The following is a 16231-nucleotide window of genomic DNA, read 5'->3' on the forward strand; positions in this document are numbered from 1 at the left end:
TTAAAAAGTTAATTAATATCGCAGACGATCACGCTGCTACTCGCAAGATCATCCTGCCGTTGAAAGTGCTGACAACGCCGTCGGATCATGCCCAGCTGGTCCATAGCGCTGGAGCAGGCAAAGCCGTATTTTGCTCTGACCCGCTCGCTGGCTGCGGTTAATGCACGTTCAGCGACTTGTTCAAATTCGCTCACACTGTAAGCATGATTAATCCGGAAAAATTCGTGAATAACGGATGACGGTGAATAGCAGGATTCTTTAGCACCATCCGGCCACTGCACGTTAAATCGGGTTTCAGGCATAGCTGTGCTCCTTATTGTCATATTCATGAATTTTTGAAAGCGGACGATCTGAAGAATGACTATCTGCAGAGCGGCTATCCAAATCACGGCCAGACTCCGGCACCAGATACGCTTGCTGGGCTAAATTCCAGAATTCGGTCTGTTGCTGCTGATAAGACACGGCCACTGATGAGGAATCATTAATCTCACCAATCACAGCAGCGTGAATATCGCGTTGTTGAAATAACGCCAGAACGGCTTCGACACAGTGCGGCTCACAACTGATCAGATAACCAAAACTTGGGAAGCTGCATAACCAATCTTCCCAGCTGACCGCTGTCGGTTTAGGAATCGCTTGCAGCTGAATATCGACACCACAGCGCGAGCAATCCATAAACATGGTGGCCGTGCCTAATAATCCGGCCTGGGAAATATCCTTTGCCCCGGTGACCCCAGCCATCGCGGCAATCTCGGGCAACAGCGCAATATCCTGTTGCAACTGACCCGGTGGTGCTGTCGTCGCTGCATTCCAGTTTAAAAACGGCGCTTGGTACTGGCCGCGCAAATCCACCGCACACAGCAGCACATCCCCGGGCTTGGCGGCAAAGCTGGACAGCACCTGCTGCGCCTGACCAACAATCGCTACCGACAACTGATCGGATGCGGTGTTCTGACAGGTATGCCCACCCACCACCGGCACCCCATAAGCCGCTGCCGCATCCGCGATGCCCTGCATCAGCAGCGTCAGTGAGGCATCGTTTTGTGCCCAGATGGCATTGGTCACAGCCACGGGTTTGCCGCCCATCGCGGCAATATCACTGCAATTCACCATCACCCCACACCAACCTGCAAACCAAGGATCGTGGGCGACAAATTCGGGAATAAAACCTTCCATCGCAAACAGGTTAAAGCCAGACTCGGTGGCGATAACCGCCGCATCGTCGCCATTGGGGTGAAAGGCATCACCATTTGGCTGAGAGTCAGAAAAGCGATCCAACACCGGCTGTAAGGCCAGTTTGGATTGCACCCCGGAATCCTTGCGTACATGAGTTATCAGCTGTTGCAGATTTAATTCCATAATGCGCTCTCCCGATGATGCTGAGCCACGCTTTCGCCATAAGGCCTTTCGCCATAAGGCCTTTCGAAATAAGGACCTTCGATATAAGGCAGATGAAGCGGGCTTTTCTGACGGCGACCTTCAACCCAAAACCCCTGAGCTGGTTCTTCTAACGCGGAATAACACGCCAACTTTGCCTGCATCTGCACATGCTCAACGCCCTGTACCTGCTGATTCCCGACAGAGAGCCAATTAAGACGCTGAAAGAATCTCTCATTCTGCGGCTGCACCAAGGCATTAAACTGCTGGCAACCCAAAGCAGTTGCACTGCGAACGGCCAATTTAATCAGGCCACTGCCCAGTACAATCTGGCGGCGAGCGGCTTTTTCAACCGCCAGTCGCCCGCCCCACCAAATCCCCGGCTGGGTTTGATAAATACGCACCGTACCCACCACTTTTTCCGACATGCCAGCCACTTGCTGGATCGCCACCAGCACCCGAGCGTCACGGTCAATCACGTCGATATCATGATCTTCGAACAGTCCTTGCTCATCACAAAACACCTGGCGGCGTAAACGTCGCGCCTGCTCAATTTCCCAATCGTTTTCAGCCCACTTGATACGAAAGTGGTCTTGCTTAACCGTCATCCACTCATCGTTACTTGTTAATTCATTGCCGGTGGAGCTCATAACGACGGCTCCTTTTCATTTAGCTCTTTCTCATAACGTGACAGCGGACTACAGGCACCACATTTCACACAACCAGCGTTGGATTTTTCTGAGGTGATACCCGCTTCCACCAGCATGGCCGCCAAGGGCTTGAGCAGGCTTTCCATAAAGGCTTTGCTTGGTGCCGGGTGATCTTCCAGCGGGGTGCCCCGAATCGGCACAAACGGCACCACAAATGGATAAACCCCCATCCCCACCAGCTCCTGGCAGAGATCGAGGATGGCGTCTTTGCTATCCCCTAGTCCGGCCAGAATGTAAGTGCTGACTTGCCCCCGACCAAAGACTTCAACGGCGGCGGCAAAGGCCGCCATATATTCTTCCAGCGACACTTCGGCTTTGCCCGGTGTAATCGCTTTACGGACTTCGGGCGTGACCACTTCCAGATGCATACCCAGCGAATCAATACCGGCCTGCTTCATACGGGCAAACCAGCTGTGGTCTTTCGGCGGCTCACACTGACCCTGAATTGGCACATCCACTTCGGCTTTGATAGCAACGGCGCTGTCGCACATCACTTTGGCGCCCCTGTCGGGCGTGGCAGGTGTGCCGGTGGTCATCACAATGTGTTTAATACCGTCCAGTTCCACGGCGGCCTTTGCCACTTCCGCCAGTTGTTGTGGCGTTTTTTCGGCAATGGTGCGCCCGGCGTTGAGCGACTGACCAATGGAACAAAAACGACACGCTTTGCGCCGGCTTTCATAACGAATGCAGGTTTGCAGCACGGTCGTCGCCAGTACATCGGTGCTGTGCAGTGTGGCAATTTGCTGATACGGAATACCGTCGGCGGTGCTCAGGCTGTAGAAATTTGGTGTATCCGCAAAGGTAATATCAGTCAGGGCAATACGCTCACCACCGGGCTGTTGTTTCACCAGCGTGTTGTCTTCCAGCACATAAGGCGATTGCCATGCGGTTTGGGTATAAACCGGCACCATCAGTGTGGTGCCATCCATCGTCAGCGCCTGATGATCAGACGGCCCGGCACCACCCCGGCGGCTCACATGAGTGTTATCCGGTGCCACCAGACGCACGCCGTGGGTCTGAATATCGGTTAATAATTCAGAGTTAAGATCCGTTTTCAGTGCTGACAAGGCGCTCATAGGATTACTCCTGGGATTCGGGTTGAGTTTCTGGTTGGGGTTGGTATTGAGGTTCGAGCTGAGTTCGGTAAGAAAAAGGAGCAATGGAATCCGTCTGGCTGGCACTGTCCTCAACAAACATCGGCTCGCTATAACGCGCCGGTGCATCCTGAATTCGCAGGCTGAGTAATTCCGGACGGGCGTAATGACCCACCGAATCCATCATGCGCTTACGTTTATCGATCAGCGCCATATCCAGATCGGCAACAATAAACCCTTCGCCTTCGGTCATGGGTTCACATAAGTGTTTGCCTTCCGGGGAAATAATGGCGGTGTTACAGCCGTGGCGCAGAGACTTCTGCAAATCCGGATCGTCGGTCAGGCTGTTAATCTGTTCATCACTCAGCCAACCGGTGGCATTAATGACAAAACAGCCGGACTCCAGTGCGTGATGCCGAATGGTCACTTCCATCTGCTCACCAAAGATGGGGCCCACTAACGAACCAGGAAATTGTGCACAGTGAATCTGCTCGTGCTGGGTCATCAGGCTGTAGCGCGCTAATGGGTTGTAGTGCTCCCAACACGCCAGTGCGCCTAAGCGCCCGACCTGGGTATCGACCACTTTCAGGCCTGAAGCATCGCCCTGCCCCCAGATCATGCGCTCGTGATAGGTTGGCGTAATTTTGCGGCGTTTTAGTACCAGTTCTCCATTGGCATCAAACACCAGTTGGGTGTTGTATAAGGTGCCGTGATCGCGTTCATTCACGCCCATCACAATCACCATCTGATGTTGCCGGGCTTTATCACTTAACGCCCGGGTGGTGTCACTGGGAACCTCAACGGCTTGCTCGTACAGTTTTAAATGCGGCTTGCCCTGTTTGACTGGCGGCAAAATAAACGAAAAGTAGGGGTAATACGGCATAAAGGTTTCGGGGAACACTATCAGCTCTACCCCTTCTGCCGCGGCATCATCAATTACCTTCAGCACTCTGGACAGCGTACCACTCAGACTCTCCAGATCGGGAGCAATCTGAACGGCAGCAGCGCGAATAACCGATTTATTTAACATCGCTGCTGCCTCCCGATTACATGGTCCAGGTATCAACAATGACCGCGTTATCACGGGTGTGTAGCAACTTGATATCCAGTACATCGAGCGGGTTGATTGGGCGAATGCCTTCAATCAGGTTGTGCTCGCCATGGCCGTACAAGGCTTGCAGTGCAAAACGACAGGCGTAAACCTTGCCGCCTTCAGCCATAAACTTCTTCAACTGGTTGTTAAAGTTCATATGACCCGGAAACGCTTCATCACCAATAGTTGGGAAACCACGCTGCACCCCCAGATTCACACCCGGGCCATACAACAGGATCGAGGTTTCGTAGCCTTTACGTTGCAAACGGGTCGCCTGCAGCATGTTGACGAAGCCAATTGAACCTTCGAACGCAACTGTGTGGAAGGTGACCAGCGCTTTTTCGCCAGGCTGGGCTTTTACGTCTTCAAAGACTTTTTCTTCGTAATCAACAAAAAAATCACCGTCTTTATTTAGTGGGAAATCAACTTGAGGCATTTCATATTCTCCGCTGGTTATTATGTAGAAATCGATGTTGTTCAATTTCAAAACGGATATTGCACAGCGGGTGCCAATGATTGCTTTTTAAAAAGCAATCAATTTGCAATAAAGCTCTACCTGACTCTTTTACAACCGATAAAATTTTTTAAATCTTGTGATTTAACGCCGTTTTTGTCAGGATTCAGCTCAAAATTGATCGCACTAAATGATTGCACAAATACACGCAAGTTCACTATTTAAGTGCATGAGTGGTAAAGAACATGTACAAGACACACATTGAACGCTGGAAAAAAGCGGTTGCTGAAAAAGGCAAATACCCAACCTACAAGCTGCTCGCGGATCTGATTGAGCAGGACATCGAACGTGGCAGTCTGCAGCCACAAGACAAGATTCCGACCATGCGTGATCTGGCTGAAGCACTGGCGGTGAATTACTCCACCGTGTCACGTGCCTATACCGAGGCGCGCAAGCGTGGCCTGATTGAAACCGTGACCGGCGCCGGTACCTTTGCCAAGGGTAAAGTACCGGCGATTAAGCCCAGCCTGGCGCCTTACGAGCTGACCATGAACATGGTGATTGAACCAGCGATTCCGACGTTAATTGAAGAAGTAAAAGACGTTGTCCTCAGCACCATCAGTCAGAATGAACTGTATAAGCTGTTTCGTTATCAGGAGCACGGTGGCCATCCACACACCAAAGAACAGGTCAAACTCCACCTGCTTAATAAAGTGCCGGATGCCGCTCTCGAACAGCTGGTGTTATCACAAGGCGTGCATCAGATTCTGGCTGCTCTACTGACCCAGTTATGTGATAACCACCAGGTGATTTGTGTCGATTCTCTGACCTACCCGGGCATTAAGTCCAGTGCCGCCCAGCTGGGTAAACGCTTACACGCACTGGAGCGCGATAACGACGGGCCAACCGCCTCCTCTTTTGAAGATGCCTGCCGTACCCATGATGTTGCCGCACTGTATATCAACCCCACCATGCATAACCCGACCTGCACCTCCATTTCACGCAGCCGCCGCGAAGCCCTGGCCGATGTGGCGCTGCGCCATAATGTGCAGATTATTGAAGACGATGTGTACGAGCCGCTGGCCAACAGCCCGTTACCGTCCTTTGCCATGCTGGCTCCGGGCCTGACCTATTATGTATCCAGCCTGTCCAAGTGTTTTGCTCCGGGGGTTCGCTTTGGTTTTGTTGCCTGCCCAAGCAAACGCCAGGCTGAACATACCAATGGTGCGCTGCGTTCTCTGAATGTAATGAGTGCCCCCATGACCGAGATGATGGTTTGTAACTGGCTCAAGCAAGGCACCGTCAAGCGTATGATTCAGTCGGTGCAGCGCGAAGCCAATGCCCGTCAGCAGATTATTCAGCAGGAGTTAAAAGGCATTCCCCTCAATATGGCCGACAATGCCTTTCATTTCTGGCTCAGATTTCCGAAGCAGGTGGACTGGCACCCGGCCGAGCTGGCCATTGATTTACGCACCCAAGGCATCAGTGCCGTTGCCAGCATGGCTTTTGCCACCGATAACCATCCCCCTCACGCGATGCGTATTTGCTTCGGCGGGCCATTTAACCGCGAGGACATTCGTGAGCAGATGATCAAATTGAAAGAAACGCTGTTACAACCCGCACACCTTACTCAGACCCGTTACTAGGGCTTGTTAACAGGCCCCAGGCCTCCCTCCAGAAACCGATACTTACCAAACGCTTACCCTTGGTAGCGTTTTGTTGCCCTGTATCCCTACCTTGATTTAAATCAGAGAAGTCAATACAGATATTTGAACAAACATTCAAATATCTGTAAATTGTGAACCACGTCACAAAATGGCGTGTTTTTACCAATTCTGCTGCCTAATGACGGCTGACGCCAGCGAGCAGCAGTGCAATACATCCTTTACGAGAACTGAGAATACCGCGGAGAAGCCGCCCTCAGTCGCAAGGCTGCGTTCGTAGTACTACCAGATTATGGCTAATCGCATTAGGTTTTTATGATAGGCAGCTCATCACACTCTCCAGGGTATCAGGAACACGCCGCGTTATTCTTTAACAACGCCTCCGATGCCATCATGCTGACGGATACCCGCAACATCATCACCGATGTGAATCCGGCTTTCAGTCAAATCACCGGCTATGAAAAAGACGAAGTGCTGGGTATGCCGGCCGGATTTATGAAATCGGGCAAACACGATAAAGCTTTCTATCAGCGGCTGTGGTCAGATCTGGATAAGAATGGTTACTGGCAGGGTGAGATATGGGATCGGCATAAAAAAGGCCATAACTTTCCAAAAGACGTCAAAATCACCGCCATTAAAGATTCTCAGGGCAATACCCGTCAGTATGTCGCTATCTTTTCGGATATTTCTGAGTCGGTAAACCACAAGATAGAGCTAGAGAACCTGGCTTACTTTGATCCGCTGACGTCTTATCCAAATCGTACTCTGTTATTAAATACTCTGTCTGACAAAATCCATACTCTGCAGAGTGAGCCTGGCGACCAGAGTTTCACCATTGCTTTTGTCGACATCGATAATTTCAAACTCTATAACGACACCCGGGGCCATCACTTTGGTGATCAGCTGATTAAAAATGTCGCCGCCCGTTTATCCGACGTGCTAACGCCCAACGATATTGTTGGTCGCATGAGCGGCGATGAGTTTCTGATTATTTTTGATAACAACAAGAGCCAGCAGCAAGTTATACAAGCTGTCGATGACCTGATACAGGCGAACACCCTGCCATTATTAATTGACGGCAGCGAGAATCAAATTCAGCTTAGTATTGGCCTGAGCACCTATCCAACAGATGGCCATAATGTCAAAGACCTGCTGTCCTGTGCTGATATTGCGATGTATTGGGTTAAGCAACAGGGTGGGAATTCTTACACCAGCTACAACAACAATATCGGCAAAGAGTTTATTCAGAAAAATGAAATTGAAACTGAATTACCTAAAGCCATTCGTAAGGAAATGATTACTCCGGCATTTCAGCCACAGCTCGATCTAAAATCAGGAAAAATTATTGGCTGTGAAGCACTAGCACGCTGGGAAAAAGACGACGGTTTATTTATTTCTCCGGTTAAATTTATTGAGGCCGCAGAAAAGCTGAATATTGTCAGTAAAATATCGGAATTGATGGTACGCAGAAGTTGCGAAGCTTATTCACAGCTAACTAACAAAGACGATTTAAAACTATCAATCAATATTTCAGCCAAAGATCTTAACAACCGCAGCTTCCTCCACTGCCTGAAAGATATTTTTGAAAAATACAATATTGCCAACCATCAAATTGAGTTGGAACTCACCGAATACTCCCTGGTCGAAAACTTCAGTGTTGCACAACGTCAAATTAAACGCTTAAGAAAGAATGGTTTTAAAATTGCCATTGATGATTTTGGCACCGGATTTTCTTCATTAAATTATCTTAAATCACTGGAAATCGACACCCTGAAACTGGATCGAAGCTTTATTCAGGAAATAGATCAGGATGATAAAAAAGGCATGATCATTCTTGAAAACACCATTCAGCTGGCACATAAGCTGGGGGTTAAAGTGATTGCCGAGGGCGTTGAAACAACTGAACAGCTGAATCTTTTAAAAGAGCTGAATTGTGACGTTATACAAGGGTATCTGGTTTCCCGGCCATTAATTCCGGAAACCCAGTCTGACCTTTCCAGGATATTAACGGCTGCATCCGACGATGCCTGCCAAAGCAGTTTATAGGGGAAAAGAATGCCTCAGGAACAAACCTTTAGCGCGCAGCAAATTTTATTATCAACCACCGATACAGATAGTCATATTACCTACGCCAATGATAATTTTTGCCAGATATCCGGCTATCAGCTCAATGAGATGCAAGGCAAAGCCCATAACCTGGTACGCCACCCGGATATGCCTAAACAAGCCTTTGGTGATTTATGGCAACACCTTGGTCAGGGGCAGTCGTGGATGGGGCCGGTTAAAAATCGCTGTAAGAATGGTGATTATTACTGGGTTGATGCCTTTGTCACTCCAATCAAAGATCAACAAGGCAGAATTGTTGAATATCAGTCGGTCAGAACCAAACCAGATCCGCAACTGATTCAGCGGGCACAAAAAACCTATCAACAGCTCAGGGATGGCAAACAGAAAAAGCATGTGAGCCATTCTGGTGACAGCACTCTGTGGCCAATGCTGGCGTTTGTATTACTTACTTTGGTCAGTTTTACAATGTCTCTGTTCAGTGATGAACTTTTGATAGCAACACTTGTGACAGGTATGATTTCAGCCGTTAGCGGTGTGTTGTTTTATCAATGGCGGCAGTCGTATCTGGCCCTGATCAGTGACGCTAAATCGGTTTTTAACAACCCATTAATGGCGTACCTGTATTCCGGCAGAAGTGATGACATTGGTATGTTACGACTGGCGTTGAAAAAAAGAGAAGCTGAAGTGAATGCCGTAGCCGGTCGGGTGAAAGATGACTCGGAATTAACGCTGAATATGGCGTATCAGTCATCTACTAAAGGAAAAGAGGTTGCCCGGTTATTAAACAGTCAGAAATCTGAAATCGAAAGCATTGCCGCAGCCGTCAATCAAATGTCTGCCAGTGTCCGCGATATGGGCAAAGTAGTCACCAGCGCTTCGGATTCAGCAGGCCATAGCCAGGATTTAAGTTATTCGGCACAACATCAGGTCGCCGAAACCATTGGTTCTATTTCTCAGCTATCGGAGCAACTGAACACCGTTGATCATGTGGTTTCGCGTCTGGTCAGTGGTACCCAGGCCATTACTCAGGTATTAAATGATATTAATAGCATTGCTGAACAAACCAACTTACTGGCGTTAAATGCTGCGATTGAAGCCGCCCGGGCCGGAGAACAAGGGCGTGGTTTTGCCGTTGTTGCAGAAGAAGTCAGGGCGCTGGCACAACGTACCCAACAGTCTACCGAGGAAATTAATAGCCTGCTGACTCAGCTGAAAACGGAATCTGACAGCGCCATTGAGGCGGTACACAATGGTAATACATTATCGAAAAATTGCGTTGAATCGGCTCAGAAAGCCGGGGATTCACTAACCAGTATCACTCAGGAAATCAGCGAGCTGGCGGAAGTTAATCTGCAGATTACCACCAGCATGCAACAGCAGTCTCAGGCGGCCGATCAGATTAATCAGAATATTACCGCCATCGCCGATGTTTCTGCCCAAAGTGAATGTCATGGCCGCGAAGCCAGCGAGTTCAGCGAACAACTGGTGACCCGCTTACAGCAGCAAAAGAATCTGGTCGAACAATTTGTGCGCAGCTAGAGCCTGCGTCAGCCCTGGCTAACCTTATACTGGCTGACAGTTGTGCGCATTTGCTCGGCAATTTTGGCCAGGTGTTCACCGGCTTGGGCAATATCAGAAGTACCTTCGATGGTTTCCCCCGCCTGCTGATTAATCATTTGCAGGCAGGCGGTAATATTCTGAATGGAATCGGTCTGCTGATTCGACTGACTGGAAATATCGCCGGAAACCTGTTCCAGATCCGTCATCACACCAACAATATCAGTAAGGGTGGCAGCCACCTCTTTAGCCATGGCTACAGCATCTCCGGCAGTTTGGCTGCTGTTATTAATAACTTCGGTAGAACGATCCGAACCGGCCTGCAGCTCCTGAACAATATCCGCAATTTCAATGGTTGACTGCTGAGTACGGCTGGCCAGATTGCGTACTTCATCGGCAACCACCGCAAAACCGCGGCCCTGTTCTCCAGCCCGAGCGGCTTCAATTGCAGCATTTAATGCCAGCAAGTTAGTTTGCTCGGCCACCGACTGAATCACATCCACCATATTGGCAATATTACCCACCCGTTCATTTAAGTTAGCCATTACATCCTGCAGACCAAGAATCTCACTGGATAACGATTGAATCTGCTCAGCTGCATGACTCACAGCACGATGACCCGAGCGGGTTTTTTCTGAGGTTTCGCGAATACGTTCGGCACTGGTAAGAGTTGCCTGATTCACTGAACTGACGGCCTGACCAACGCTATCAGCGCTGTTGCTGACGTTAGCAATTTCCTGCTGCTGGTTTTTCAGGTTCACTTCACTTTGTATTAACGAAGCACTGGATTGAGTGGCAGCACTGGCAATCTGGTTGGAATAATCCTGAAACTGCGATAAATCCTGAGCAAAGCGCTGCACCAGCTTATTAATATTGGCAGCGGTTTTACCCAGGCTGTCATCACTGAACTTCTGAATCGGCTGAGTCAGATCACGCTGCTGAATATAACGGTTCACACTGCTTTCAATCTCTGACGACTGACGCTGAATTAAATCAATCGTCATACGAATCAGAAAGGTCATCACAACAGCAACGATCAACACCAGAATTTCCAGCACAATCACCATAATACTGTTGTCATAAAAAATTCGGGTATTCTTCAGAACATGTTCAATAATTTCATCCTGAATATTTTTTAAGAGATTAATCCGGTCGGTGGCGACGGTAAACCAGTCAGTAGGATTAACGCCATAATTCTGATCTTTTTCCGTAATCAGCTGACGAAAACGCTCAACCGCTTTTTCTTCTTTTGACGACAGTTCATCCAATAAAATCTGTTTCAGATCACTCGGGGCTTTTGCTGTTGCTGAGTGCAGGTAAATTTTTTGTGCGTTCGATAATTCAGAAAAACGTATCTGTAATTTTTTTGTTAACGCATCACGGGCAAACACATTACTTAACACCGCTCGTTCTATGCCGGCTTTTTCTTTGGCGTAGGCAAAGTTGTATAAAGTCACCAGTTCTTCAGAGGTAATTTCGTTGGTGGAAAACTCCAGTAACTGAATATTAACTTCCAGCAGTGCTTCATTGTTCTGGGTATAAAAGCGAATGGCTTCTGGCAGAGGAATTTGCAGTTGATCAACACGGTTACGAATTGTGCTTAACTGCTGCAGGCTGTTTTTTACTTTACCAATATAAACCGTAATATCTTTGGCATAGGTATACAGCGCAAAAATATCTTTCAGTTCCTGCAACCGTTGATCGGTTAGCTGGCGCTGAGCCGGTAATACATCGCGGAATTTTTCACCGTTTGAACCCAGAAAACCAGCTGACTGACCGCGCTCTTTTTGCAGCTCATGCACCAGGCTATTGGTGGCTTTGATCAAATCAGCATGATGCATCAGTTCGGCATTGGCCTGCATATGTTTATAAGCACTGATGCTGTCAATAACCAAAACCACAATAAGAATCAGACAGGGAGCTAAAATCAGAGAAGCTAAGTGTTCTGACAACCACGCACGCATAACTACACCTATCTGTTCATCATCGGGATCGGTTAATAATTTCGGAATCAATTGATGATTCAGAAAATGAGGGTCAGATTTCAGACTAGCAAAAACTGAGGCTTCTGCTCAGTTATTTGTCTGAGTCCGCCTCATACAAAGTTATGAGTCGCAGCGGAACGTCCGTCGGCCACTTTATCGTATTGATTTATAAGCAGTTATTATTTTGGCCATTTTGTCCGTCTGGCTAACTGTTTGGGCTACTGTTTGAGTTACTTCTGGCAGCTGCCCTAAACCGTCTCGGCGGCGGCAACCGCACTGGCCCAGGCCCATTGGAAGTTAAAGCCCCCCAAGTGGCCGGTCACATCCAGCACCTCACCAATAAAGTACAACCCCGGATGAGCTTTCACCTCCATGGTTTTCGACGATACTTCATCGGTATCAACACCACCCAACGCCACTTCGGCGGTACGATAGCCTTCAGTAGCGGAGGGTTTAATGCGCCACTGATGAATGCCATAAGCAATGGTGTCCATATCGTCACCACTGAGCTGCGCCAGCGTACTACCCAAATAATGAGAATGATTCTGCTCCAGCCATAACTCAGCAAACTTTTGCGTAAAGTGTTCTGCCAGCCAGTTTTTTAAGCTCACTTTAGGGCGTTGGTGTTGTTGCTCACGTAAAAGCTCAGCCAGATTAACCGCAGGCAATAAGTCGATCTCCAGCTCGTCGCCTTCGTTCCAGTAAGAAGAGATTTGCAGAATCGCCGGGCCACTCAAGCCGCGGTGAGTAAACAATAAATCCTCAGTAAAGCTTTTCTGATTGCAGCTCACGCTGACGTTTAGTGAGGTTCCCGATAAAGCTTCACACAAGGCTTTATAATGATCGGTAATCACAAACGGCACCAACCCTGCCCGGGTTGGGTAAACCTTTAAGCCAAACTGGCGGGCAATATCGTAACCAAAGCCGGTGGCTCCCAGAGTTGGAATGGACGGCCCTCCGGTTGCGATCACCAGCGACTGACATTGCAGGTTACCGGATGAGGTTCGCAGCTGATAACGCAGCCCTTCCTCGTTGTCGGCAAGGGGTTCGATCTGTTCTATAGTGGTTTTCAGCTGCACCCGGGCGCTGTGCTGTTCACACTCATCCAGCAGCATATTGAGGATATCGCTGGCCTTATTATCACAAAACAGCTGGCCGTCTTTTTTCTCGTGGTAAGGAATGCCATGCTTATCCACCAGCGCAATAAAGTCCCACTGGGTATAGCGGCTTAATGCCGATTTGCAGAAATGTGGGTTATGCGACAAATAGCGCTCGGGCTCGACATAATAGTTGGTGAAGTTGCAGCGCCCTCCCCCCGACATCAGAATCTTTTTGCCCGCTTTATTGGCATGATCCAGCACCAGTACCTGGCGACCACGTTTGCCTGCCTCGGCGGCACACATTAATCCGGCCGCCCCGGCACCAATGATCACAACTTCGTATTTCTGCAGCATTTGGCCGTTACACTTCATATTTATGACAAATACACACTGCCGGTTTTGGCAGAGTGTCAGAGGCTGGTATTATGCCATACCCGCACTGAAGCCAATACGTTTTACGCCGCAGAGAGGCCACGCATGGAGTTGTTTGATCGTCAGGGGCTGATGGAAGCGACAAAGCTGTCGCCCCGCAAATTAAAAGTGCTGATGTACTTATTAAAAGCACCGGTACTGGATCGGATCTACAGTCAGCTCAGCGAAAAACAAGGCATCAACCTGATTGCCGATACGCTGAAGTTTTTAAATATCCGGCTGGATTATGACCTTGAAGCTCTGGAACGTACGATCCCGGAAAAAGGCCCGTTTATCACGGTATCCAATCATCCGTTTGGGTTTTTAGATGGCATTATTTTATTGCTGATTATTGGCCGCAAGCGCAAAGATTTTCGTGTGGTGGCGAATTTTTTATTAAGTTACTTTGCACCAATCTCCGATTTATTTATTACCGTTAACCCCTTCGAGCAATCAACACCTCAGGGCAAAAGAGGCCCGAAAGGGATGGGGGGTGCCAAAAAATCACTCAAACAAATCGAGGCTGGCCATGGCCTTGGCATTTTCCCGGCGGGGGAAGTATCGACCTGGTACAAAGGCCAGAAAGGCATTGAAGACCGTCCGTGGCCGCTCTCCAGTATGCGGCTGATTAAAAATGCGCAGGTACCGGTTATTCCGGTGTATTTCCATGGTCATAACAGCCGCAGCTTTCACGTATTAGGTAAAGTTCACCCGGCGTTACGCACGCTGCGTATTCCGGCTGAGTTTCTGAAAAAGAAAAACTCCACCATTCATATTGGTTTTGGTGAACCCATTGCAGCCGAGGAGATTCTGGCGTGTGATAAACCCGAGGCTATTCGGGAGCTGTTGCGTGATCGGGTTTATCAGCAAAAAGAGAAGTTTACAGGTAAAAAATAGAGCGTTAATCGCGCTATTATTTTAAACCATAACAGAAAAGAGAATCAGAGCAGCTTCTTCACCGGCGCATAAGAGCGGCGGTGAATCTCACACGGGCCATGTTCAGCCAGTGCTTCCAGATGGGCTTTGGTGCCATACCCTTTGTGTTTGGCAAAACCATATTCAGGATAGAGCGCGTCCAGTTTAATCATTTCACGATCACGCTGCACTTTCGCTAATACCGACGCCGCAGAAATTGCCGCCACCAGAGCATCACCTTTAATAATGGCAGTGGCTTCCATCGCTAATTCGGGCAATTTATTGCCATCAATTAATGCGTGCTGGCAGCTTTCCTGTAAACCATCAATCGCACGGCTCATGGCTAACATGCGGGCATTAAGAATATTGATACTATCGATTTCTTCCACTGTGGCGCGGGCAATACAATAATCGATGGCTTTCTCACGGATTTCATCAAATAAGCGTTCACGCTTTTTTTCCGTAAGCTTTTTGGAGTCGGTTAATTCCGGTATCGGTTTATCCGGATCGAGAATCACCGCCGCGGCAACCACATCACCACACAGCGGCCCGGCGCCTGCTTCATCAACACCACAGTACACCACAGCATTGTCCAGCAGCTGCTGTTCAATATCGGTTTGTACTGCTGAAGGTGCGACAGCGTCACTCATGACTCAATCAGCTCGGCAATCGCCGCGGCGGCTTCGTCGTCGGCATTACGTTTCAGCTGGCGGTGAATAAATAAGAAGGTTTCATGCAACTGGTGCATATCATCGCTGTCTTCCAACCGTGCGAGCAAGGCTTCTGACAGATTTTCCGGTGTCGCTTCGTGCTGAATAAACTCCGGCACCAGCTCGCGATTGGCTAATAAATTGGGCAGGGAAATATACGGCTGAGTCACCAGACGTTTGAGAATTTTATAGGTCAGTGGCGCCACGATATAACTGACGACCATGGGCTTTTTCAGCAACATAGCTTCCAGTGTTGCTGTCCCCGAAGCCAGTAAAATGGTATCCGCTGCCGTCATGCAGGTTTGTGACTGACCCAGAATTACTTTCACCGGTAAATTACCCGGGTATTGCGCCAGTAATGATTCAATCTGATTACGACGATCAACACTGGCCGCCGGAATAATAAATTGCAGGTCAGTACGCTTCTGCTGCATAAGTTCGGCGGTTTTTAAAAACACCGCGCCCAAACGCTCTACTTCGCTGCCACGACTGCCCGGCATTAAACAAACGATTTGTTGCTCAGGGTCTAACCCCAATTGTTCCCGGGCCTCAGCAACCGGAGTTTCTAATGCAATTTTATCGGCCAGATGGTGACCAACAAATTTTACCGGTACGTCATGATCTTCATAAAAACGGGCTTCAAACGGAAATAACGTCAGCATCAAATCAACCGCTTTGGCGATTTTTAATACGCGTTTTTGGCGCCAGGCCCAAACTGATGGACTGACGTAATGTGCCGTTTTAATACCGGATTCGCGCAGTTTTTGTTCCAGCGTTAAATTAAAGTCCGGTGCATCAATACCAATAAACACATCCGGCGGATTGGCACGCCAGCGTTTGATTAAATCGCGACGTACTTTTAACAACTCGAATAAACGACCCAATACTTCTACCAGCCCCATGACCGATAAACGTTCCATCGGTACCAGGCTGTTAAAGCCATGCTGCATCATTAACGGCCCACCAATACCTTCAAAGGTGGCGTGTGGGTAACGTTGTTTTAATTGCTGGATTAAACCGGCCCCGAGCATATCCCCCGAGGTTTCACCGGCGACAATGGCTATACGCATATGGTGTCTGTGTTATTGGAAAAG

The 16231-nt window shown here is 48.8% G+C and carries 14 protein-coding genes; 4 read left to right on the forward strand and 10 right to left on the reverse strand.

Annotation, left to right across the window (positions count from 1 at the left end):
- Positions 1–8 precede the first annotated feature (8 nt).
- From ACO05E_RS03860 to ACO05E_RS03885, 6 genes are read right to left on the reverse strand one after another with little or no spacing between them, the layout of a single operon-like run.
- A complete protein-coding gene (locus ACO05E_RS03860) occupies positions 9–302 on the reverse strand; it encodes an MSMEG_0570 family nitrogen starvation response protein (RefSeq protein WP_419811676.1) in 294 nt (97 codons plus the stop codon).
- Positions 295–1359, reverse strand: a complete 1065-nt coding sequence (locus ACO05E_RS03865; RefSeq protein WP_419811677.1) for a sll0787 family AIR synthase-like protein — start codon at positions 1357–1359, stop codon at positions 295–297. Before ACO05E_RS03865 ends, ACO05E_RS03860 begins: the two co-directional genes overlap by 8 nt.
- The gene (locus tag ACO05E_RS03870; RefSeq protein ID WP_419811678.1) at positions 1350–2027 is read right to left on the reverse strand and encodes an MSMEG_0567/Sll0786 family nitrogen starvation N-acetyltransferase; all 678 of its coding nucleotides are present in this window, start codon (positions 2025–2027) and stop codon (positions 1350–1352) included. Before ACO05E_RS03870 ends, ACO05E_RS03865 begins: the two co-directional genes overlap by 10 nt.
- Positions 2024–3163, reverse strand: coding sequence for an MSMEG_0568 family radical SAM protein (locus ACO05E_RS03875; RefSeq protein WP_419811679.1), 1140 nt, complete (start codon positions 3161–3163; stop codon positions 2024–2026). Before ACO05E_RS03875 ends, ACO05E_RS03870 begins: the two co-directional genes overlap by 4 nt.
- A 4-nt stretch (positions 3164–3167) precedes the next feature.
- Positions 3168–4211 carry a Nit6803 family nitrilase gene (locus ACO05E_RS03880; protein ID WP_419811680.1) on the reverse strand — a complete coding sequence of 348 codons (1044 nt, stop codon included), beginning with the start codon at positions 4209–4211 and terminating at the stop codon, positions 3168–3170.
- Between the two features lie 16 nt (positions 4212–4227).
- On the reverse strand, positions 4228–4710 hold the full coding sequence (locus tag ACO05E_RS03885; RefSeq protein WP_419811681.1) for an MSMEG_0572/Sll0783 family nitrogen starvation response protein: 483 nt from the start codon (positions 4708–4710) through the stop codon (positions 4228–4230).
- A gap of 263 nt (positions 4711–4973) precedes the next feature.
- Between ACO05E_RS03885 and ACO05E_RS03890 the strand changes: the two genes are divergently transcribed.
- From ACO05E_RS03890 to ACO05E_RS03900, 3 genes are all read left to right on the forward strand, one after another.
- Positions 4974–6374, forward strand: coding sequence for a PLP-dependent aminotransferase family protein (locus ACO05E_RS03890; protein WP_419811682.1), 1401 nt, complete (start codon positions 4974–4976; stop codon positions 6372–6374).
- 333 nt (positions 6375–6707) lie between these two features.
- Positions 6708–8438 carry a putative bifunctional diguanylate cyclase/phosphodiesterase gene (locus ACO05E_RS03895; RefSeq protein ID WP_419811683.1) on the forward strand — a complete coding sequence of 577 codons (1731 nt, stop codon included), beginning with the start codon at positions 6708–6710 and terminating at the stop codon, positions 8436–8438.
- Positions 8439–8447: 9 nt separating this feature from the next.
- Positions 8448–9998, forward strand: coding sequence for a PAS domain-containing methyl-accepting chemotaxis protein (locus ACO05E_RS03900; RefSeq protein ID WP_419811684.1), 1551 nt, complete (start codon positions 8448–8450; stop codon positions 9996–9998).
- Between the two features lie 8 nt (positions 9999–10006).
- On the opposite strand, the gene ACO05E_RS03905 is transcribed toward ACO05E_RS03900, so the two are convergent.
- Together ACO05E_RS03905 and ACO05E_RS03910 are read right to left on the reverse strand one after the other, a co-directional pair.
- Positions 10007–11980: a methyl-accepting chemotaxis protein gene (locus ACO05E_RS03905; RefSeq protein WP_419811685.1), complete on the reverse strand. Its 1974-nt coding sequence runs from the start codon at positions 11978–11980 to the stop codon at positions 10007–10009.
- Between the two features lie 269 nt (positions 11981–12249).
- Entirely contained in the window at positions 12250–13455 is a 1206-nt protein-coding gene (locus ACO05E_RS03910) for an NAD(P)/FAD-dependent oxidoreductase (protein ID WP_419811686.1), read from the reverse strand.
- A 123-nt stretch (positions 13456–13578) separates the two neighbouring features.
- On the opposite strand from ACO05E_RS03910, the gene ACO05E_RS03915 reads away from it, so the two are divergent.
- On the forward strand, positions 13579–14409 hold the full coding sequence (locus tag ACO05E_RS03915) for a lysophospholipid acyltransferase family protein (RefSeq protein ID WP_419811687.1): 831 nt from the start codon (positions 13579–13581) through the stop codon (positions 14407–14409).
- Between the two features lie 44 nt (positions 14410–14453).
- Here the strand turns inward: ACO05E_RS03915 and rnhB are convergent, their stop codons facing one another.
- Together rnhB and lpxB are read right to left on the reverse strand one after the other, a co-directional pair.
- The gene (rnhB, locus tag ACO05E_RS03920; protein ID WP_419811688.1) at positions 14454–15077 is read right to left on the reverse strand and encodes a ribonuclease HII; all 624 of its coding nucleotides are present in this window, start codon (positions 15075–15077) and stop codon (positions 14454–14456) included.
- Positions 15074–16207: a lipid-A-disaccharide synthase gene (gene lpxB / locus ACO05E_RS03925; RefSeq protein WP_419811689.1), complete on the reverse strand. Its 1134-nt coding sequence runs from the start codon at positions 16205–16207 to the stop codon at positions 15074–15076. The genes rnhB and lpxB overlap by 4 nt, the downstream gene beginning before the upstream one ends.
- Between the last annotated feature and the right edge of the window lie 24 nt (positions 16208–16231).

Source organism: Bacterioplanoides sp. (genome assembly GCF_965226395.1).
Taxonomy (GTDB): Bacteria; Pseudomonadota; Gammaproteobacteria; order Pseudomonadales; family Oceanobacteraceae; genus Bacterioplanoides.